We start from the raw sequence: 18,997 nt of genomic DNA, 5'->3' as shown, positions 1-18,997 counted from the left end.
GATGAAGAAAAATCCATTGCTCAATATCGCCTTGTCGCAATTGATTGCATCGCTTGGCCATGGCGACAGCATCGTGATCGGCGATGCCGGTCTGCCGGCGCCGCCGGGCGTACCGCTGATCGACCTGGCGCTGACGCGTGGCGTGCCTGGTTTCATGGTGACCTTGCAAACGGTACTGACGGAAATGCAGGTCGAGCACCATGTGCTGGCCGACGAATTGCCGTTGCATAGCCCGCAACTGGCGCAGCAGATCGACGCCCTCGGCGTGGCTGACAAGCGGACCTTATCGCACGCCGATTTCAAGCGCATGACGCATACCGCCAAAGCGGTTATCCGTACCGGCGAGTTCACGCCGTATGCCAACATCATCCTGGTTGCCGGCGTAGTTTTTTAACAATAGTTGAATGGCGTGGCCGTCAAGCTGCCGGCAGCAGGTACAATAAAGCCATGAATATCTCATTGCCCGAACTGGAACAAGCCATCAATTACTGGCGTCTGCAACGGCCTGCGGTAGGAGAAGAGTGCGCCTTGTCGCCTGAGGTTAACGCGCTGGCCAACGTCTACGCCATGATGATCATCAACCACAGCAGCAACGTTGCGCTAGCCTCGATGGATAGCATGGCGCAGCAGCTGATTGCCGCCTGGCGTCAGCACATGCTGGACCTTAACGCCACTACCCGATCAGTGGGCTAGATGCCGTGCCTGGCGTTTCGGCGCCACGGCGGCATCCGTTTCTTTCTTTATCATTAGTTGCTGCACATCAGGCTGCTTAGCCGGCTTGCCCGCGTAGTCTGTGCTGAGCACGGCATTCACTGCGCTCTCCGTCATTCCCTGCAGGCGCAACCACTGTCCGACAAGTCCCGCCAGCCGGTCCAGCGCGATACGATGGGTGGCGTCGGTTTTACCGTATAGCCAATCGGAAAACGCCATGAAGCTGTTGAACGGCGTCTCGCCCAGCAGGATCGGCAAAGTGTGGGCAAAGCGGCCCGAGTTGGCGACCAGATCCCAGTAGCGCGAAAAGCGTTGCAAACGCTGCATGGTCGGAAAGTCGATCTTGTTGGTGGCGAGGATGGTGTAGGGCGGGTGCGGATCGAAGATCAGGCCGAACGGCTCGGTATGGCGGATGATGGGCGTGCCGCGCAGGCGTTTGAGAATGCCAAACTGGATTTCGTGCGGCTGCAACGCCACCAGCCGGTCGAAACCGCGGGCGAAGCTCTCGACGTCCTCTCCCGGCAAGCCGGCGATCAGATCGACGTGCAGGTGGGCTTGCGACGACTGTATCAGCCAGCGGATATTTTCCGCTGCCTTCTCATTGTTCTGTTTGCGGCTGACGAGCGCCTGAACTTCCGGATTGAAACTCTGGATGCCGATTTCGAATTGCAGCGCGCCCGGAGGAAATTGCGTGATCGCATCTTTCAGCGCATCTGGCAAATGATCCGGCACCAGTTCAAAGTGGGCAAACACCGGATCGTCAGGATTGGCGGCCAGTTTGTCGAGAAAGAATTGCAGGATCTTGAGGCTGGTCTTGACGTTCAGGTTGAAGGTACGGTCGACGAACTTGAACAGGCGCGCGCCGCGCGCATGCAACGACTCCATCTCCGCCAGGAAATTGTCGAGCGCGAACGGCCACGCAGTCTTGTCCAGCGCCGACAAACAGAACTCGCATTTGAACGGACAGCCACGGGAGGCTTCCACGTACAGGGTGCGGTGCGCGATGTCGTGGTCGCTATACAGGCTGTAGGGCAGGGTGATGTCAGCCATCGGCGGCTGCACGCCGACATGGACCTTCATCAGCGGCTTAGGCCCGCGCAGGATTTGCCGGCACAGCTGCGGCAAGGTCACATCGCCCCAGCCGGTCACCAGGTAATCGGCCAGCTGGACGATCTGCTGTTCGGCCGATTCGTAGGAAACTTCAGGTCCGCCCAGCACGATCACCATCTCCGGCGCCACCCGCTTCAGCATCGCCACTACCTTGGTGGTTTCCTCGATATTCCAGATATACACGCCGAAGCCGACGATGGTGGTGCCTTCGCTCGCCTTGTGCGCCAGCAGTTTTTCGACGATATCGGTGGTCTTTGCGCCGATAACGAATTCATGCAGCTGCGTCGCGTCGCGCAAATCTCCCATGTTGGCCTGCAGATAGCGTAAGCCGAGCGAGGCGTGGGAATAACGGGCGTTGAGCGTGGACAGCAGGATGGTCATGTGTGGCTAGCGGAAAGATTGGCGGCAGACATTGCAGGATGCGCCATTTTACGCCCTGCGCCCGTTTAGCCCTGTTTTTTAAGGGAGTTTCCAAATTGGCAATCTTCAACGTTTACCCAAGGCTCTGGTTACCAGCAGCACCGGAATCAAACCCACGGCCACAATCGTCAAGGCCGGCAGCGCCGCTTCGCCCAACCGCTCATCGCGCGCCAGATTATGGGCGATGACTGCCAGCGTATCGGTATTAAATGGCCGTAGCAAAAGCGTCGCCGGCAGTTCTTTCACGACATCTACGAAAACCATCAGGAACGCCGTCGCCATCGAACGCCACAGCAGCGGCGCATGCAGGATGCGGGCAATGCGCCAGCCGCCGCTGCCGAGCGTGCGGGCGGCTTCATCCAGCGTCGCCGGGATACGGGCATAGCCGGCTTCAACCGATTGCACGGCAACTGCGCTAAAGCGCACCAGATAGGCGTACAGGATGCCGAACGATGTGGCCGTCACCAGGATGCCGACGTTGTTTTGCGGCGCCACGGCTTGCAGCCAGGCCAGTGGCAGCAGGATACCGATGGCAATCACCGAGCCAGGTATCGCATAACCCATGCTGGCCATGCGGGTGGCCAGCCGCAGCAGCCACAGTTTCAATGGCGGCAGATTGCGCGCCCGCTGTACATAACAAAGCGCCAGCGCCACCGCAACTGCCAGCAGTGCGGCGATGCTGCCAAAGCGGAAGCTGTTCCAGGCCCAGCCGGCGTAGCGCAGCAAGTCGAAGCCTGCGTTGAGATAAGGATCGCTTTCCTGATGCAGGAATTCGCGCCACATCAGGCGCAGCAAAATCAACACCGGCAGCACGAAGCCAAGCAAGACAGGCAGGCCGCAGATCAACCAAGCCAGCAGACGCCGGCCGCCGCGTAGTGGTGTCAGCCGGGTTTCCGAAGTATCGCTGCGCTGTCCGCGCACGCTGGAAAAGCGCAGCCGTTGCTGGCCCTTGCGTTCAACCCATAGCAACAGCGCAACGATGGCCAGCAGCACGGAAGCCAGTTGCGCCGCGGCGATGCGGTCGTCCATCACCAGCCACGCTTTGTAAATGCCGGTAGTGAAAGTGGTCAGGCCGAAGTAAGCGCCTACGCCATAGTCGGCCAGCGTTTCCATCAGAGCCAGCGCAGCGCCAGCCATCAGGGCGGGCCGTGCCAGCGGTAGCGCTACTCTGCGGATACGTGCAGCCAGCGGCGTGCCGAGCAAGCGCGCGGCTTCCATCAAATGAACGCCGCGTTCGTTCAAGGCATTGCGCGCCAACAGGTAGGTGTAAGGGTAGAGCGTAAAAATGAACAGAAAAATTGCGCCCGGCAGGCTGCGGATTTCCGGTAGCCGCAAGCCGGGAATGAACTCGCGCAAACTGCTTTGCAGCAACCCACTGTATTGCAGGAAATCGGTATAGGCGTAGGCTGAGACATAGGCCGGCATCGCCATCGGCAACAACAGCGCCCACTGGAAAAAACGGCGGCCGCGAAATTCGAACAGGCTGACCGTGACCGCAGTGGCCGCGCCGACGATCACGACGCCGGCAGTGACTGCGATCGCCAGCCACGCCGACGTGGCCAGGTAGCCCGGCAATACGGTCTGCATCTGCTGCGACAGGGTGTCGATGGCGTGGGCGTCCAGCTGCAGCCAGGCGCCGATGATGCCAAGGATGGGAAGGGCGATCAGCAGCGCGATTAAACCTATAAGTGGCATGTTTGGTTTTGGAGAATGGCAGTAAGCGAAATGGAGTGCGTTAAACTAGGGGATTGATGACCACCCTTCGACTTGAACCTTCGCCACGGGTTCATCTCGATCAAGCGAATTGTTACCTGTTCCCCATGTTTCTTACTCTTGAGCAAATCTGCGTCAATTACCCCGGCGCTCCGGCACCGGCGGTGAATGGCGTTTCTCTGCAACTTGCGGCAGGCCAGCTTGGTGTGCTGATCGGTCCGTCCGGCAGCGGTAAAACTTCCTTGCTGCGCGCAATCGCCGGCCTTGAGCAAGCGCAAAGCGGACGGATCTCCTTGGATCAGGTATTGCTCGATGGCCCCGGCATCAGAGTCGCCGCCGAGGAGCGCCGTATCGGTATGGTGTTTCAGGATTTCGCCTTGTTCCCGCATCTGGATATCGCGGCGAATATCGGCTTCGGCCTGCACCAGGCATCGCGCCGTCAGCGCGAGCAGCGGATCGGGGAGATGCTGGCGCTGGTGGGGATGGAAGGTTCCGAGGAAAAATATCCGCATCAACTGTCCGGAGGCCAGCAGCAACGGGTAGCGCTGGCGCGTGCTTTGGCGCCGCAACCGCGGCTGCTGTTGCTGGATGAGCCGTTCTCCAGCCTCGACGTCGAATTGCGCGAGCGTCTGGCGCATGATGTCCGCGAGATCCTGAAGCAGGCGCATATCACTGCACTCATGGTGACCCACGATCAGCTGGAAGCCTTTGCCATCGGCGATGTCGTCGGTGTCATGCAGAGCGGCCATCTGCAACAATGGGCTGCGCCCTACGATCTGTATCATCGGCCGGCGACGCGCTTTGTCGCCGATTTTATCGGCCATGGCGTCCTGTTGCCGGGTCAGTTGATTGAACGTGACGGCCGCCAGGTGGTGTCGACCGGGTTGGGCGATCTGCACGATGTCAGTGCTGCCGCCCTGGCGCAAATCCATGCGCATGGACGCGACCGGCAGCGTTTCGATGTATTGTTGCGCTCTGATGATATCGTGCATGATGACGCTTCTCCGTTCACGGCGCGGATTGTGCGCAAATCCTTCCGCGGCGCCGAGTTCTTGTACACGCTGCAACTGGCGAGCGGCCAGGAGTTGCTGGCGCTGGTGCCATCCCATCACGATCACGCTATCGACGAATGGATCGGCATTCGCCTGGATGTCAGCCACGTGGTGACATTCCCTTTATAAATCGCATCATTTTTTGGATATGAATCATGGCGAAGTACTTTGTGGTCGGCTTGGAATTTGGTGTGGTGTTGCTGATTGGACTGGCGATTTATATGATCAGGAAAAAATAAGTGCCAGATGTTCCTGCACATGAAAAAGGCTGGCGAATGATTCGCCAGCCTTTTTTGCGTCTGACTAACCTGCTTTATTTGTAACCGGCGCGATCCAGCAGCTGCTGGACTTTTTGCTGGTTGCGGCCAACTGCGGAGACGTCGATCACTTCAGCCTTGAATGGCCCCAACGCGTCCAATGCAGGATTGCCGGTCTTGACGCCCTTGACCGCGGGGGTTTCGTTATTGCCTTCGGCGAAGTAGCGTTGCGCATCGTCGCTCGACAGGTATTCCAGGAATTTCACGGCAGCTTCACGGTGCGGCGCATGTTTGGCGACGCCGGCGCCGGCGATGTTGACATGGGTGCCGGTGGTTTTCTGGTTAGGCCAGATCACCGCGACTTTTTTCATCACTTCGATATCTTCCGGCTTGGTCGATTTCATCAAGCGGGCGACGTAGTAGGAGTTCGAAATCGCCACGCCGCATTCGCCGGAAGCCACTGCCTTGATCTGGTCGGTGTCGCCGCCTACCGGCGAACGCGCCTGGTTGGCGACATAGCCCTTGAGCAAGGCTTCGGTCTTGGCTTCGCCATGATGTTCCAGCAGCGAGCCGAACAGCGAGACGTTGTAAGGATGCGAGCCGGAACGGGTGCACAGCTTGCCCTTGTTTTCCGGGTCAGCAAGGGCTTCGTAAGTGTCGACGTCTTGCGGCTGGATATTCTGCTTGTTGTAGACGATTACGCGGGCGCGTGTCGAGAAGCCGAACCATTCCGAGCCCTTGCCATCATCCTTGCCGCGCAGGTTGGCGGGGATGCGTTCATCCAGGATCGCCGATTTCACCGGCTGAAACAGGCCGTCTTTTTCTGCACGCCACAGACGCGCAGCGTCGACCAGCAAGATGACATCGGCAGGGCTGGCGGCGCCTTCGCTTTTCAGGCGCGCAATGGTGCCGGCGTCGTCGCCGTCAACGCGGTTGATCTTGATGCCGGTGGCTTTGGTGAAGTTGCCATACAGCGCTTCGTCAGTTTGATAGTGGCGCGCCGAATACAGGTTCAGCACTTGTTCTTGCGCGAACGCAGCGGTAGTGCTGGCGGCCAGGATGGCGCTGGCAATGACAGAGCGTAAAAGCATGGAAACTCCTCTAGTGTTGATGAAAATGACAATTTTATTGCCTGTAACAAATAGTTACATTTAAGGAGGAAAGACTATAACACAAATGAGAATCGTTACTGTTTGTGATGATTTCATGACATAACAGGCGTCGTCGTTGCCGGTCGTCGCGATGGGGTAATATGTTTACTCTTTCATACGCAAAGATCGGTTTCAAATGAGTAATAAAACCACTTCCAAGTCACAAATACGCACTACCGGCAAAGCCGAGTCGACCACGCCCCGGGTGGCGCTGGTGTTACAGGGAGGTGGTGCGCTGGGCGCCTATCAGGCTGGCGTTTATCACGCGATGCACGAAAATGGCCTGACGCCGGATTGGGTAGTGGGAACCTCGATCGGCGCGATCAACGCCGCCATCATCGCTGGCAACGAACGCGATCTGCGGCTCTCGCGCCTGAAAGAATTCTGGGAGCAGGTCGGCCATGGCGACCTGGCGGATCTGAGCAAAGTGCCGGATGCAATGCGCCATTTCAACACCTGGTGGACCACGAACGATGTCACGACCCGCGGCGTGCCTGGATTCTTTTCTCCGCGCGGTTTCAATCCGTTCATGCTCGGCATGGCGGTGGAACCGGAACAAGCCAGTTTTTACGACACCAAGCCGCTCGCCGAGACCTTGGCGCGGCTGGTAGATTTCAAGTATCTGAACAGCCCGGGTGGTATGCGTCTGACAGTCAGCGCGATGCGGGTCGCCTGCGGCAGCCTGATCAATTTCGATTCACAGGAACGGACTATCGGTGTTGAGCACATCATGGCCAGCGGCGCCTTGCCGCCCGGCTTTGCGCCGGTGCGCATCGATGGCGACTTGTACTGGGATGGCGGGCTGTATTCGAATACCCCGCTGGAAGTGGTGCTGGACGACGAATCCAAGACCGATGTCGATGGCAACACCTTGTGCGTGATGGTGGATTTGTGGAGCGCCAACGGTCCTGAGCCCGCTACCCTGGACCAGATCACCAATCGCCAGAAAGACGTGACATTCGCTTCGCGTTCGGAACGCCACATCGAAAATTACCTGCGCATGTACCAGTTGCGGCGCGCTGCACAAGCGCTGTACGACAAGCTGCCGCCGGCCTTGCGCAAAAAATCCGATCTCAAGGAATTCGAAGGCTTGTCCGACGACAGCACGATTCATATCGTGCGCTTGCGCTATAGCGGACATGACTGGAATATGCCGTCCAAGGACATCAATTTTTCGCGCGGCTCGATCGAATGGCGCTGGGAGCAGGGTTACGCCGATGCCATGCATGCCGCTGAACGGATCAAAGCCAATGGCGACACGTTCGGTAATTCCGATGCCGGCCTGGTGGTGCACGAGCTGGTCATGCCGCCTGTGAGCTGATGCCGTGATGTTGCGGATTTTGCGTCGACTGTCTTTCCTCCTGTTATCGATGCTGCTGCTGTCAAGTCTGGCGCAGGCGCAATCTGCGGGTCTCGGTTCTGGCCCCGGCCTTGATCGCCAGCAATGCGAACTGCTCAAGCAGCGCGTACTGCAGCCGGGCGCGCCGGTCGGATGTTCGCAACTGCAGGTAGTGCGTTTTTCCTATATCGATTTCGAGCAAGTGCGTCACGACGATGGCGAAATCATGGTCATGGCCGCTGTCGCGCCGCAGGTAAAAGCGCTGTTCGACGAACTGCTTAAGCGCGGTTTCCCGCTTGCGCAGGCGCGTCTGATGGAGCATTATCAAGGCAACGACGATGCATCGATGGCGGACAACAATACCTCCGCTTTCAACGACAGGCCGATTACCGGCGGCAAGGCAATTTCCTTGCATGCCTACGGTTTGGCGATCGATATCAATCCTTTGCAAAATCCGTACGTCTTGCGCAATGCGCAAGGCGAGCAGATTTATAGCCCGCCAGCCGGGAAGGATTTTGGCCAGCGTGTAGCGAGCCGCGTCGGCAGCAGTGAACAAGTTGTGGAACTATTCGCCCAGCATGGCTTTCTGATCTGGGGTGGTGATTGGAAAAAACCGATCGACTACCAGCATTTCCAGGTGAGCCGCAGCATGGCTGAACGGCTGGCAAAACTGCCGCTGCCGCAGGCGCGCCAGTTGTTTGAAAATTCTGTCGTGACCTACCGCAGTTGTCGTTCCGGCAGTGGTCACAGTGGTAAGCCGAATGGCAGGAAAGTTTGCGCCGCAGCAGCAGATTGAGCGAGCAATGCACTGTTAGCTTTGGCAGGGGGCAAATGCATATTTCGCATATAAAATATGCAACGTTGCCATATTCATAGCAATCGATGATTTGTTCACACGTTCACACAGGAGAAGGCCATGTTTTCGTTCCACGAACAGTTTGCCGCAGCAACCAAAGCGCATTTCGAAGCCCAGTTGGCATTGCTTAATACACTCACTGCAAAAACCTTCGAAGGCGTTGAAAAAGTAATCGAGCTCAACCTGAATGCGGCCAAGGCATCGCTGGAGGAGACCGGCGCTGGCGCCAAGCAATTGATGAGCGCCAAGGATCCACAGGAATTCCTGACCATTTCTGCCGCACAAGCCAAGCCTAACGCCGAAAAAGCCGCAGCTTACGGACGCCATCTCGCCGGTATCGCTTCTGGCACGCAGGCTGAATTCACCCGCGCAGCTGAAGCCCAGGTTGCGGAAACCCAAAAGAAAATCAATGCATTGATCGAAGAAGTCAGCAAGAGTGCGCCGGCCGGTTCTGAAAATGCCATCGCCATTCTCAAATCGGTGATCAGCAATGCCAACGCCGGTTACGAGCAGCTGACCAAGAATGCCAAGCAGGCAGTTGAAACGCTGGAAGCCAACTTGAATACGGCCACCACGCAACTGACCAAGGCCGCTACGCCACGCACCAAGAAGTAAGCCGTAGCGCAGGTTCTGCAAACGAAAGGCCGCATTTTGCGGCCTTTTTCATAGTGGCAAATCGCGGTCCCAGTCTGGCACCTCGCCGAATTGCTGCGCCAGGAAATCGACAAAGGTGCGTACCTTGGCTGACAGATGCTGGCGGCTCGGATACACCGCATGAATTGCCAGCGCTTCGCCGTGATACTCAGTCAATAGCGGCACCAGGCGGCCTTCACGGATGGCGTCGCCGATGATGAAAGTCGGCTGGCGGATGATGCCCATGCCGGACAATGCCGCCGCCAGCAGCAGATCGCCGTTATTGCAATGCAAGCCGCCGTGGATACGCACCGTGTGGATTTTACCGTCGCGCTGCAGGCGCCATTCGTTGTCAGGCTGAGTGTAGGCGTAAGTCAGGCATTTGTGCCGGGCCAGATCGTCCGGATGTTGCGGTATGCCGTGCCGTTCCAGATAGGCGGGCGAGGCGCAGGTCAGCACGCGCGCCGCCACCAGCCGGCGCATGACCAGGCTGGAATTCTGCAATTTTCCGATGCGGATCGCCAGATCGAACCCTTCTTCCACCAGATCCACCACCCGGTCTGACAAGGTCACATCCAGCTCGACATTGGGATAACGCTCTGCATACAAGGGCAGCACCCGGCCCAGATGATGTACGGAAAACGACAGCGGGGCATTGATGCGCAATACGCCGCTAGGATTGGCGGCATGCATGCCAGCTACCAGCGTGGCCTGCTCCAGGTCAGCGAGTACTTGCTTGCAGCGTTCCAGATAGGCGCTGCCAGTATCGGTCAGGCTGATGCGCCGGGTACTGCGGTTTAGCAGGCGCGCGCCGAGGTATTCCTCCAGGTCGGCGATATGTCGCGTCACCGATGGATTGGACAGGTTCAGGATGCGCGCCGCGCCGGACAGGCTACCGGTTTCGGTGACTTTGACAAACACTTTCATGGCTTCGAACAGGTTCATCGCGGGATCCAATTGTTTCGGAATTCGGAAATAGTATTTTAAGAAAAGCAGATTTTTCTTTCCATTGCAAGAATATATAGTGAAACGTGATCTACGAGCCACCTTTGGCTTTTAACCAATTTTCGGAAAGTAAGCGATGAATACGACCAATACCACCACCCATACCGATACCAGCATGTATGCCGCAACCCTGCTTAGACTGACCCTCGGCATCGCCTTGCTGGCGCATGCCTATCTCAAGGTTTTCGTTTTCACCTTCCCCGGCGCGGCGGCATTTTTTGCCAGCCAGGGCTTCCCCGCCTGGTCGGTGTACCCTGTAGTGGCGATCGAAGTCCTGACCGGATTGGCAATGGTGCTGGGCCTTCAGGCACGTATTGCTGCGATCATTTCGCTGCCGGTGTTACTGGGCGCCTTGTCGGTGCATGCGCCTAACGGCTGGGTGTTCACCAGCCCGAACGGCGGTTGGGAATTTCCGGCGTTCATGATTGTGACCGCATTGTCTGTTGCGCTATTGGGCAATGGCGTGTTTGCAATCGGTAACGCCCGGGCCGGCAAGTAACTATCTGTTTGTGTAACTTTATTGGATGAGGAATGAAATTGCGATGAACATCAATGCCACCCGCATGCCGGCGATTTTCTTCGGTCACGGCAGCCCGATGAATGCACTGGAAGACAATCGCTACACCACCGCCTGGACACAGCTGGGCGCCAGTGTGGCGCAGCTGAAGCCGAAGGCGATCTTGTCGGTATCGGCGCACTGGTACACGCGTGGTATTGGCGTCACTGCAATGGCGATGCCGAAAACCATTCACGATTTCGGCGGTTTCCCGCAAGCGCTATTCGATGTGCGCTATCCGGCCCCGGGCGATCCGCAGCTGGCGGCGCAAGTGCGCGATCTGCTGGCGCCGCTGAGCGTTACCATGGATCAGTCCTGGGGTTTGGATCATGGCACCTGGTCGGTGCTGGTCAAGGCTTTTCCCAATGCAGATGTGCCGGTGATACAGCTCAGTATCGACGCTATGCAGCCAGCCCAGTTTCACTTTGACCTGGGACGCAAGCTGGCGGTGCTGCGCGAGCAAGGAGTACTGATCGTCGGCAGCGGCGACGTGGTGCATAACCTGCGTTTGATGAACCGTCATCAGGATGCGCCGCCCCATGACTGGGCCGAGCGCTTCAACGACCATGTCCGCGAGAGCTTGCTAAGCGGCGACATGCAAGCCCTGATCGATTACGCTGATCAGGGCCAGGACGCGCAATTGTCGGTGCCGACGCCGGAGCATTACCTGCCGCTGTTATATATCGCTGGCGCCAGGCGGGAAGGCGAGGCTGTATCGATTGTGGTGGATGGCATCGACATCGGCGCCATCAGCATGCTGACCGCTGTAGTCGGCGCCGTTTGAGTTCAGTCTTCCGCCAACAGGATTATTCCTTGCCCTTCACCGGCTTGGGATAATCCTTCAGCACATCGATAGGCTGGGCGTAGGCTGAATTCCAGGTTTGCTGATGCAAGTCAGCGATCCGCTGCGCCATTTTTTGATTGCGCAGCACGATTTCCAGGTTGCGCGACAAATCCAGGTAGCCGCCGCTCCAGTTGCTGGTGCCTATCCAGGCCACCTGGCCGTCGATCTCCATGGTCTTGGTATGGATCACGCGGGCGAAAGGGATGAAGCCGCTGCTGGCTTGCGGCAAGGTGACGATCCTGATTTCCATGCCGGGCAGCAGCGCCAGGCTTTGCAGGTAGGCGATGCCCGGCTTCTCGGTATTCCAGTTCGACACCATCAGCTTGACCTTGACGCCGCGCGCCAGCGCAGAGCGGATTGCATTGTCTATCACAGCATAGTAAGGGCGCGTGCGATTCGGGCCATAGCTAAGCGGTGCGTAGTCGAGCAACTGTATCCGCACTTCCGATTTAGCCGCCGCCAGCAGCTTGACCAGTTCGGATTCGGAATCGCCCACGCCTGCCGGGTTGAAGGCGTTCGGGCTGGCGACCAGGAACGTTGCCTGCCGGTCATCGGCGGCCACCGTCGCCTGGTTCAGGCGCGGTACTTCCTTCCCTTGCGCAATCAGTTCCTGCGCATGCCAGTCGTGATCAAAGATTTTTTGCACTTGTGCGACCACTACGGGATCGGTAATCCGCAGCCCGGTTTCGTGGATGTGGGCAAACGAGCGCCAGTCGAAATTCTGGCTGCCGACATAGGCGGCTTTGGCGTCGACCACCATATATTTTGAGTGGATGATGCCGTTGCCGGTCAGCTTGGAGTAATCGAGATAGCGGAATTCCAGGTTCGGGATTTTCTTCAACCGTTCAATGGTTGTCATGTCGGAGGCGAACTTGCCCTTTTCTTCCATCAGGAAGCGGATCTTGACGCCACGTTCGCCGGCGGCGGCCAGTCTTGCTATCACTTGCTCGAACGCTGCGCCCGGCTGGCTGGCGACATAAAACTGGCCAAGTACGATGTCGTGTTTTGCACTATCGAACATTTCGCTCCAGACCTGCAGCGGCTCTCGCAAATCAGGTGTCGCCAGCGTGGTTTCTACCGGCACGGTATGCACCAGCTCGTAACCCGGGATGCTGAATTCTGCGCGAGCAGCACCGGTACAGGCGAGCAGGATGGCTGTCGAGACGATCAATTTACGCATGCATTGCTTCCGAAAGATGGTTAAGTGGTTAGTTCACGCGCAGTATGCGGGCGTCTGTCTGCGCGCTGCCGGCGGGATGTCCTTCGCGTTCGCGGGCGATCAGATAGAGACTAAGGGCATCCAGATCATTGATGCCGGTATCGATACGGTCGGTGCCTTGGGTCAGCAGACTGAAGCCATCGCCGCCCTGGGCGATGAAACTGTTGACGCTGAGTCGGTACTGCTTCTTGGGATCCAATACAACGCCATTCAATGTGACGCTGCCGGGTACGACGCGTTGTCCAAGCGGCTGCCGCGCATCCCAGCGATAGCTCAAGCCATGTGAGACTTGCAGCATGAAACGGCCGCCGGGACGATCCTGGTCCAGCCAGCTCTGTTGTTCCAGCAAAGCCAGGATCTGTTTGCCGCTGAGCGACAGGAGCACCAGCGTATTGCCATACGGCGTGGTGGCGGCAACCTGGGCGTAGTTGCTGCCGCCGGCGCCGCTCTCCAGGTTTTCACGGATGCTCTTGTGATTGATCAATGCAATCTGCGCGCCGAGTTTGCGCGTCGCCGCCAGTTGGGAATCGGCGATGACGTCGCCCAACGGCGATTCGCCAGCGTCGTTGATCTGCTTATCGATATGCGGTACGGCGATGCGCGCTATCGGCTGCGCCAGCACGACCTTGCTACGCGCTTCCAGTTTTTTCAGAAAGCCGGCAAGCGCCGGATCGGGCGCAAAGCGCTGTGGATCCATTAGTACGTTGCGCGCGCTGATGGCCGTAATTTTCTCCGGCAAGCTTGCGCCGCGCGGATCGATGGTCAGGGAAATGCGCGTCAACATATGGCCGAAGGATTCGCCTTGCGTCACGGTGCGGCCATCGACCTGGCAAGTGTAGCCATTGTGCGAATGGGCACTGATCACCAACTTGATGGCGGGATCGAGCCGCTTGACGATGTCGACGATCGGGCCGCGCAGCTGGCTGCAGTCTGGCTTGTCGAAGGGTTCCGGGGTTTCGCCGCCCTGATGGATCAGCACCACGATGGCGCTGACGCCCTGCGCCTTTATCTCGGGAACCCACTGGTTGATGGCGTTGGCTTCATCGATGAAATGGACATTGGCGATGCCGTCGGCGGACACCATTTTCTCGGTTTCGCGCACCACCGCGCCAATGAAGGCGATCTTGACGCCGCGCACCTGTTCAACCCGGTAAGGCGGCAGGAGCGGACGGCCGCTATCGTTGACAATGACGTTGGCTGCCAGATAAGAGAACTGCGCGCCGGGAAATGTATCCTCGTAATGACACGCTTTATCCGGTCGGTTGGACTGGCAACCGCCATGCTGGTAACGCAGCAATTCCGTCGTGCCTTGGTCGAACTCGTGATTGCCGACCGAGCTGACGCGCAACTTGAGTTGATTGAGTGCGTCGATGGTAGGCTCGTCGGCCCAGATAGAGGACAGCGCCGGACTGGCGCCGATCAGGTCGCCGGCGCCGACCAGCAACAGTTGCGGATCTTCAGCGCGCCATGCGTTGAGGGCGCCGCCGATGGTATCGATGCCGCCGACCTTCAGTTTGCGTGGATTGGCGTCGGCGACGCTGGCAAAGCTCTTGGTTTCCGCTTCCAGATGACCGTGCAAGTCATTGATAGCGACCAGGTTGATCGTGACAGGCGCGTTTGGCGGCAGGCTTTGCAGGCCGCTGCACGCCGTCAGGAAAAAAGCTGCCAGGCAGCTCGCCAATGTGGTCCGGCTGAAAGATGTTGCACGCATTTGACTCATTTGACTCAGCCGGTCCTTTACAATTCATTGATCAGGCGAGATGCAGTTTCCCGGCTTCAGCTGCAGCGGCAGCCTTCGCGTTCCTGGTTGCATCACGGCCAACGCAGGCGCGCAACATCAAGACCTTCAGGTGATCGTTGATGCGCTCGATGCGTTCCTGGAACATGTTGAAGAAGAACATGCCGACTACCGCAATGCCGATCCCCAACGCCGTTGCATACAAGGCGGTGCCGATACCCTGGGACACCTGGCCCGGATCGGAAACGCCCGATACCGCGAGCGCCTTGAAGGTATCGATAATACCTAAAATCGTGCCGAGCAGGCCGAGCAATGGCGCCGCCGTCACAATCGTATCGAGAATCCACAGGCGATGCTGGACCGCGCCGCGGTTGGCGATATAGACCGATTCGCTGAAATCCTCGAGATCCTTCTCGGTCGTCAACTGATGCTTTTCAGCCAGGATATCCGACACCAGGGTCAGCGGCAAGCTGGCGCGCGCCGTCAGTTCCGCCGGCAGTTCCTGCACATGCTGCACCGCATGCGTCATGGCTTTTTCCAGGCCGATAGCCTGGCGCAAGGTGTAGTTGAAAAACAGTCCGCGTTCGACAATCACGAAGATCGCCAGCGCCGCGCAGGCGTACATCAGGTAGAAAGCGAGCTCGTGGAATAATTGCATGTTCATGATGACCTCTTTGTGCACTTATGTTGCAGCGGCGGACCGCAGTCCGCCGCCAGGGTTTGCTGCAACTGCTTTAAATACCGCTACTTACCATTACTTAGAAATCCGCGACCAGCGTCACGCTGAAAGTACGCGGAGGACTGACATAGAACGATGGCGCCGATGCCGCAATGTTGCCGACCGCGACTGCATTCGTGGTGAATTGGCTGCCGCTGCCGGAACTGAGACTCAGGAACTGCTTGTCAAAAATATTGTTGACGTTGAAGCGAACTGTCGGTTTCTTCAGCCAGGTCGATGACGGGAAGGTGTAGCCTGCGCCGGCGTTGAACACGGTGTAGCCGCCGATGCTGTCGTCGTTGACCAGCGTCGAGTAACGTTTGCCGGTGTACTTGCCCTGACCGAATACATACCAGTTATCTTGCTGATATTGCAGGCTCAGGCCGCTCAGCCAGTTCGGCGTATCGGGAAATTCCTTGCCGGCGGTAGGTAACGCCGTGGTGGCAGAAAATGGCATGTCTTTATCCATCTTGCTCTTGATGTACGAGAGCGAACCGTACAGGCTCAGATTCTTGGTGAGCGAATAGCCGGATTCCAGTTCCAACCCCTTGGAGGTCGAGTCGCCGACGTTATAGTCGGTGTTGTTACCTGTCAGGGGATTGTAGGAGGTCGCTATGCGATTCTTGAAATCGACATAGAACAAGGAACCGGAAAAAGTCCATTTATCAGCAGCGATACGGTAGCCGAGATCGTAGTTCCACGAGGTTTCCTTGTCCACCAGCGGGTTGCGCACGGTGCCGCCGGTGTACACGCCATTGACGATAGTGCCGCCCGAGATCAGGCCGAAATAGGAGAAATTGCCCGGCGCCTTGAAGTTTTTCGCGGCATTGAAAAATACCGAATCCGTTTGCGTCAGCTGATAACGCGCGCCGAAACTCGGCAGCAGGTCGGAATACGATTTTTGCAGGGTATAGAAACCCGGCGAGCTCTGGCTTGGATTGTTGGTGAAGTCGCGATCGATGCTCGAATAGCGTGCGCCGATCTGCAGGTTCAGCTTGTCTTGCATCAGGCTGATATTGTCCTGTGCAAAGGCGGATTTCCCGGTGCTGACCGTCATGGTGTCGCGGTACTGCACGTAAGAGCCATTCTGGTTCTTCAGCCACAGATCCGGATTGTTAAGCCAGACATCGGCGGCATTGCCGTTATTGTCGATCGGTGTGAAAGGACCGGTTTGCTGGTGGCGTGCACGTTCGTACCAATAGCCGACCATCAGCTTGTGGTTGTCGATCTGCTGGTTGAATTTGATCGTCACGCCAGGACGATAGGTGCGTGTGCGGCTGCCTTCATAGACGAACACGGTGTCTTTGGTGTCGCCGTCGCCGTTGATGTCCCGCACGCCGCCGCCTAGCAGGTTACTAGCGTTGCCTTCGGTGAGAGTCTGCAATTGATTGCCGCCTGTGCCGAAGCCGTACCACATGTAGGGACTCACATCCAGGCTGGATGCCGGCGTCAGCGCGAAGTGCGCATTCATGGTGGCCAGCCAGTTCTTGAACGGATTCAGGTTGTAGCCGTAATAAAGATTCTTGTTGCCGGTATTGATGCCGGCGTTCGGACCGTAGGTCGAATCGTTTTGCGCGCCGGGGCCGCCTGGCTGGTGCACTGGCGGCACTGTGCCGAAGTCGAGGTTCGGACCGAACTGGGCGATCTGCGCCTTGGTCAGCGAGCGGTAGTTGTTGTTGATCGCCGAGTTGTACATGAAGCCGGTATCGACATAGCTGCCGCCACCCAGGTCGAAGGTGCTGTTGAAGTCGGTGTGTTCCTTGTCGGCGCGGCCATCGCCTTTGAACTTGTCGGCCTGGGTCTTCGAGTACGAAATGAAGAACTTGAAGCGGTCGTTGAAAATCTTGCCGGAATCGAAGCGGACATAGCCTTTTTGCAGGCTATTGGAACCGAAGGTATATTCGGTGCGGAAGCGCTGCTTGTCTTCCGCCGAGCACATGGTCATGCCGATGTTGCCGCCGGAGGCGCCGACGTGCGGCGCTTCGGTGTCGGTAGAACCTTGCGTGACGAAGATGTTGCACAGGTTTTCTGCGTCTGTATATTCTTGCGGATAGACCGCAAAGCTGCCGGAGTCGTTGACTGGCGCGCCGTTGATGGTGAAACCCAGCTGGTCGCTGTTGAAGCCGCGCACCCGGACGTTGCCGCCGAACAGGCCGGTGCCGTCCTGGTCATAGGAATTCACGCCTGGCAGCAGGTTGATCATCTGGTACGGATTGCCGGTCGAGCTCTGCTTTTCTATATAGTCGCGACCGACCGAGCTGCGCGCCTTGGCCGATTCCTCTTGCTGGATCAGGCCGGTGCTTTGGCCGCCGCCGGCATCGCCCTGCACGGTGACTTTGCCGACGTCGGAGGTGTCGGCTGCATAGGCCAATGGACTGGTGGCGATGAATAGCCCGGAGATCAGCAGTGACAGCCGGGTGACTTTGAATTGCATGGTGTTACTCCCTGTACGTTTTTGGTGTATGTCTGAAGCAAGCGTTCAAACGATGTCTTCAACTCGGTCTTGAAACTGCTTTCATCCCGCTCCCGGAATGAACTCCAACTCGGCGCTGAATCGATGGGTCGTTTCTCCGCTCCAGCTGGACTCGGGGAAAGCGGTAAAGGTGGCACGGTTGATGGTCTTGCGGGCGGCTTCGTCGAGCAGCATCGAATTCGACGATTCCTCGATACCCTGTTCAACCAGCGTGCCGTCGCGGTTGAGTACAAACCACACCTTGACCTTGCCTTGCGGCCGCTGCTGGCTGGCTTCACGTCCGGTCGGGTAGCGCTTGATGCTATTCAGATGCGCACGCACCTTGCTGATGTAGCTGGCCTCGATGCTGGCGTTGTTTGGCTTGGCCACGGCTGCCGGCGGCGGCGCTTCGGGTGCAGGCGTTGTCGCCGGAGCTGCAGGCGGCGTAGCGGCCGGCTTGGGCGGCGCGGCCGCCAGTTCGGGGCTCGGCGTATTGCTGACCGCTGTCGGCGTCACAGCTTGCGGCGGCGTTGGCAACGGCGGAGGTTGACGCACGGGCTGCACCGGCGACGTCACCGGCTTGACTACCTGTGGCAGAACCGGCGGCGTCGGCACGGCTACCGGCGGAGCAGGCGGTTCAGGTTCAGTCAGAGCGATCTGCACTAGTGAATCGTCATTATGCGGCTGGATCTTCACTGCCTTCTGGATGCCGGCGAAGATCAGGATCGCGAGAATGAGGATGGATGGCAGCGTCGCTAGCGCATCGCGAAAGCGATAGAAGAACGGCGTGGTCGTCATTGCTTGCATCACGGTTTGCGGGTAGCAATGGAGATCGACTCGAAGCCATTCTGCTTCAGAGTATCCATCACCTCCACCAGCCGTTGCACCTCGACGCCGCGATCGCTGTTGACGATGACGTTGAGTTTTTCACCGTTCTTCTTTGCCAGGTTCAGGCGCGTCGGCAATTCACCGATCTTGGTGTCGACGCCGTCTACCTGTAGCGCATCGTTCAGGCCGATGGTAATTACCGCCTTGTTTTGCGGCTTCAGATCTTGCGAACTGCTGGCGCTAGGCAGGTGCGTTTTCAAGCCCAGGGCTGGGATCACGTTGAGACTGATCAGCACGAAAAACACGAGTAGAAACATCATGACGTCGATCATTGGAATAATCTCGACGCGCGCTTTCCGCTTTTTTGGTTCGTCCCAACTACGCATTGCTATACC

At 58.0% G+C, this 18,997-nt stretch carries 18 protein-coding genes; 8 read left to right on the top strand and 10 right to left on the bottom strand.

What is annotated here, in order from left to right; translation table 11 throughout:
- Window position 1 precedes the first annotated feature (1 nt).
- Together rbsD and LT85_RS23070 are read left to right on the top strand one after the other, a co-directional pair.
- Window positions 2-394, top strand: coding sequence for a D-ribose pyranase (rbsD, locus tag LT85_RS23075; protein WP_038493673.1), 393 nt, complete (start codon window positions 2-4; stop codon window positions 392-394).
- Window positions 395-447: 53 nt separating this feature from the next.
- Window positions 448-693 (top strand): DUF3717 domain-containing protein, encoded by a 246-nt coding sequence (locus tag LT85_RS23070; protein ID WP_038493670.1) that lies wholly within the window; start codon window positions 448-450, stop codon window positions 691-693.
- On the opposite strand, the gene LT85_RS23065 is transcribed toward LT85_RS23070, so the two are convergent.
- Both LT85_RS23065 and LT85_RS23060 read right to left on the bottom strand, forming a co-directional pair.
- Window positions 682-2,202 carry a B12-binding domain-containing radical SAM protein gene (locus LT85_RS23065; protein ID WP_038493667.1) on the bottom strand — a complete coding sequence of 507 codons (1,521 nt, stop codon included), beginning with the start codon at window positions 2,200-2,202 and terminating at the stop codon, window positions 682-684. The two genes, LT85_RS23070 and LT85_RS23065, sit on opposite strands and share 12 nt — an antisense overlap.
- Window positions 2,203-2,307: 105 nt before the next feature.
- On the bottom strand, window positions 2,308-3,936 hold the full coding sequence (locus tag LT85_RS23060; RefSeq protein WP_038493664.1) for an ABC transporter permease: 1,629 nt from the start codon (window positions 3,934-3,936) through the stop codon (window positions 2,308-2,310).
- A gap of 125 nt (window positions 3,937-4,061) precedes the next feature.
- On the opposite strand from LT85_RS23060, the gene LT85_RS23055 reads away from it, so the two are divergent.
- The gene (locus LT85_RS23055; protein WP_038493661.1) at window positions 4,062-5,135 is read left to right on the top strand and encodes an ABC transporter ATP-binding protein; all 1,074 of its coding nucleotides are present in this window, start codon (window positions 4,062-4,064) and stop codon (window positions 5,133-5,135) included.
- 184 nt (window positions 5,136-5,319) lie between these two features.
- Here the strand turns inward: LT85_RS23055 and LT85_RS23050 are convergent, their stop codons facing one another.
- Complete coding sequence (locus LT85_RS23050; RefSeq protein WP_038493658.1) at window positions 5,320-6,354, bottom strand: Fe(3+) ABC transporter substrate-binding protein; 1,035 nt, start codon at window positions 6,352-6,354, stop codon at window positions 5,320-5,322.
- Window positions 6,355-6,550: 196 nt separating this feature from the next.
- Here LT85_RS23050 and LT85_RS23045 point away from each other — a divergent pair, with 196 nt between their 5' ends.
- The 3 genes from LT85_RS23045 to phaP all read left to right on the top strand — a co-directional run bounded on the left by LT85_RS23045 (window position 6,551) and on the right by phaP (window position 9,224).
- On the top strand, window positions 6,551-7,735 hold the full coding sequence (locus LT85_RS23045; protein WP_038493655.1) for a patatin-like phospholipase family protein: 1,185 nt from the start codon (window positions 6,551-6,553) through the stop codon (window positions 7,733-7,735).
- A 49-nt stretch (window positions 7,736-7,784) separates the two neighbouring features.
- The gene (locus LT85_RS23040) at window positions 7,785-8,549 is read left to right on the top strand and encodes a M15 family metallopeptidase (protein WP_253273610.1); all 765 of its coding nucleotides are present in this window, start codon (window positions 7,785-7,787) and stop codon (window positions 8,547-8,549) included.
- A 120-nt stretch (window positions 8,550-8,669) separates the two neighbouring features.
- On the top strand, window positions 8,670-9,224 hold the full coding sequence (gene phaP / locus LT85_RS23035; RefSeq protein ID WP_038493649.1) for a TIGR01841 family phasin: 555 nt from the start codon (window positions 8,670-8,672) through the stop codon (window positions 9,222-9,224).
- 48 nt (window positions 9,225-9,272) lie between these two features.
- Here the strand turns inward: phaP and LT85_RS23030 are convergent, their stop codons facing one another.
- Window positions 9,273-10,187, bottom strand: coding sequence for a LysR family transcriptional regulator (locus LT85_RS23030; RefSeq protein WP_038493645.1), 915 nt, complete (start codon window positions 10,185-10,187; stop codon window positions 9,273-9,275).
- A 136-nt stretch (window positions 10,188-10,323) separates the two neighbouring features.
- Here LT85_RS23030 and LT85_RS23025 point away from each other — a divergent pair, with 136 nt between their 5' ends.
- Both LT85_RS23025 and ygiD read left to right on the top strand, forming a co-directional pair.
- The gene (locus LT85_RS23025; protein ID WP_081992643.1) at window positions 10,324-10,746 is read left to right on the top strand and encodes a DoxX family protein; all 423 of its coding nucleotides are present in this window, start codon (window positions 10,324-10,326) and stop codon (window positions 10,744-10,746) included.
- Window positions 10,747-10,789: 43 nt separating this feature from the next.
- On the top strand, window positions 10,790-11,587 hold the full coding sequence (gene ygiD / locus LT85_RS23020) for a 4,5-DOPA dioxygenase extradiol (RefSeq protein ID WP_253273609.1): 798 nt from the start codon (window positions 10,790-10,792) through the stop codon (window positions 11,585-11,587).
- A gap of 22 nt (window positions 11,588-11,609) precedes the next feature.
- Here ygiD and LT85_RS23015 read toward each other — a convergent pair whose 3' ends face one another.
- The 6 genes from LT85_RS23015 to LT85_RS22990 all read right to left on the bottom strand — a co-directional run bounded on the left by LT85_RS23015 (window position 11,610) and on the right by LT85_RS22990 (window position 18,988).
- Window positions 11,610-12,827 (bottom strand): phospholipase D-like domain-containing protein, encoded by a 1,218-nt coding sequence (locus LT85_RS23015; RefSeq protein ID WP_038493642.1) that lies wholly within the window; start codon window positions 12,825-12,827, stop codon window positions 11,610-11,612.
- 28 nt (window positions 12,828-12,855) lie between these two features.
- Window positions 12,856-14,577, bottom strand: coding sequence for a bifunctional metallophosphatase/5'-nucleotidase (locus LT85_RS23010; protein WP_172657016.1), 1,722 nt, complete (start codon window positions 14,575-14,577; stop codon window positions 12,856-12,858).
- Between the two features lie 40 nt (window positions 14,578-14,617).
- Window positions 14,618-15,268: a MotA/TolQ/ExbB proton channel family protein gene (locus LT85_RS23005; protein WP_038497256.1), complete on the bottom strand. Its 651-nt coding sequence runs from the start codon at window positions 15,266-15,268 to the stop codon at window positions 14,618-14,620.
- A gap of 94 nt (window positions 15,269-15,362) precedes the next feature.
- Window positions 15,363-17,756, bottom strand: a complete 2,394-nt coding sequence (locus LT85_RS23000; RefSeq protein WP_038493636.1) for a TonB-dependent receptor — start codon at window positions 17,754-17,756, stop codon at window positions 15,363-15,365.
- A gap of 81 nt (window positions 17,757-17,837) precedes the next feature.
- Window positions 17,838-18,581 (bottom strand): TonB family protein, encoded by a 744-nt coding sequence (locus tag LT85_RS22995; protein WP_367379786.1) that lies wholly within the window; start codon window positions 18,579-18,581, stop codon window positions 17,838-17,840.
- Window positions 18,581-18,988 carry an ExbD/TolR family protein gene (locus LT85_RS22990; protein ID WP_038493633.1) on the bottom strand — a complete coding sequence of 136 codons (408 nt, stop codon included), beginning with the start codon at window positions 18,986-18,988 and terminating at the stop codon, window positions 18,581-18,583. Before LT85_RS22990 ends, LT85_RS22995 begins: the two co-directional genes overlap by 1 nt.
- Window positions 18,989-18,997: the final 9 nt, after the last annotated feature.

This window comes from Collimonas arenae (assembly GCF_000786695.1).
Classification (GTDB): Bacteria; Pseudomonadota; Gammaproteobacteria; order Burkholderiales; family Burkholderiaceae_D; genus Collimonas; species Collimonas arenae_A.
This window is presented reverse-complemented; position numbering and strand designations above follow the sequence as displayed.

Coding starts and splice junctions, on each gene's coding strand:
- rbsD (WP_038493673.1), top strand. CDS start 2: ATGAAGAAAAATCCATTGCTCAATATCGCCTTGTCGCAATTGATTGCA.
- LT85_RS23070 (WP_038493670.1), top strand. CDS start 448: ATGAATATCTCATTGCCCGAACTGGAACAAGCCATCAATTACTGGCGT.
- LT85_RS23065 (WP_038493667.1), bottom strand. CDS start 2,202: ATGACCATCCTGCTGTCCACGCTCAACGCCCGTTATTCCCACGCCTCG.
- LT85_RS23060 (WP_038493664.1), bottom strand. CDS start 3,936: ATGCCACTTATAGGTTTAATCGCGCTGCTGATCGCCCTTCCCATCCTT.
- LT85_RS23055 (WP_038493661.1), top strand. CDS start 4,062: ATGTTTCTTACTCTTGAGCAAATCTGCGTCAATTACCCCGGCGCTCCG.
- LT85_RS23050 (WP_038493658.1), bottom strand. CDS start 6,354: ATGCTTTTACGCTCTGTCATTGCCAGCGCCATCCTGGCCGCCAGCACT.
- LT85_RS23045 (WP_038493655.1), top strand. CDS start 6,551: ATGAGTAATAAAACCACTTCCAAGTCACAAATACGCACTACCGGCAAA.
- LT85_RS23040 (WP_253273610.1), top strand. CDS start 7,785: ATGCTGCTGCTGTCAAGTCTGGCGCAGGCGCAATCTGCGGGTCTCGGT.
- phaP (WP_038493649.1), top strand. CDS start 8,670: ATGTTTTCGTTCCACGAACAGTTTGCCGCAGCAACCAAAGCGCATTTC.
- LT85_RS23030 (WP_038493645.1), bottom strand. CDS start 10,187: ATGAACCTGTTCGAAGCCATGAAAGTGTTTGTCAAAGTCACCGAAACC.
- LT85_RS23025 (WP_081992643.1), top strand. CDS start 10,324: ATGAATACGACCAATACCACCACCCATACCGATACCAGCATGTATGCC.
- ygiD (WP_253273609.1), top strand. CDS start 10,790: ATGAACATCAATGCCACCCGCATGCCGGCGATTTTCTTCGGTCACGGC.
- LT85_RS23015 (WP_038493642.1), bottom strand. CDS start 12,827: ATGCGTAAATTGATCGTCTCGACAGCCATCCTGCTCGCCTGTACCGGT.
- LT85_RS23010 (WP_172657016.1), bottom strand. CDS start 14,577: ATGCGTGCAACATCTTTCAGCCGGACCACATTGGCGAGCTGCCTGGCA.
- LT85_RS23005 (WP_038497256.1), bottom strand. CDS start 15,268: ATGAACATGCAATTATTCCACGAGCTCGCTTTCTACCTGATGTACGCC.
- LT85_RS23000 (WP_038493636.1), bottom strand. CDS start 17,756: ATGCAATTCAAAGTCACCCGGCTGTCACTGCTGATCTCCGGGCTATTC.
- LT85_RS22995 (WP_367379786.1), bottom strand. CDS start 18,581: ATGCAAGCAATGACGACCACGCCGTTCTTCTATCGCTTTCGCGATGCG.
- LT85_RS22990 (WP_038493633.1), bottom strand. CDS start 18,988: ATGCGTAGTTGGGACGAACCAAAAAAGCGGAAAGCGCGCGTCGAGATT.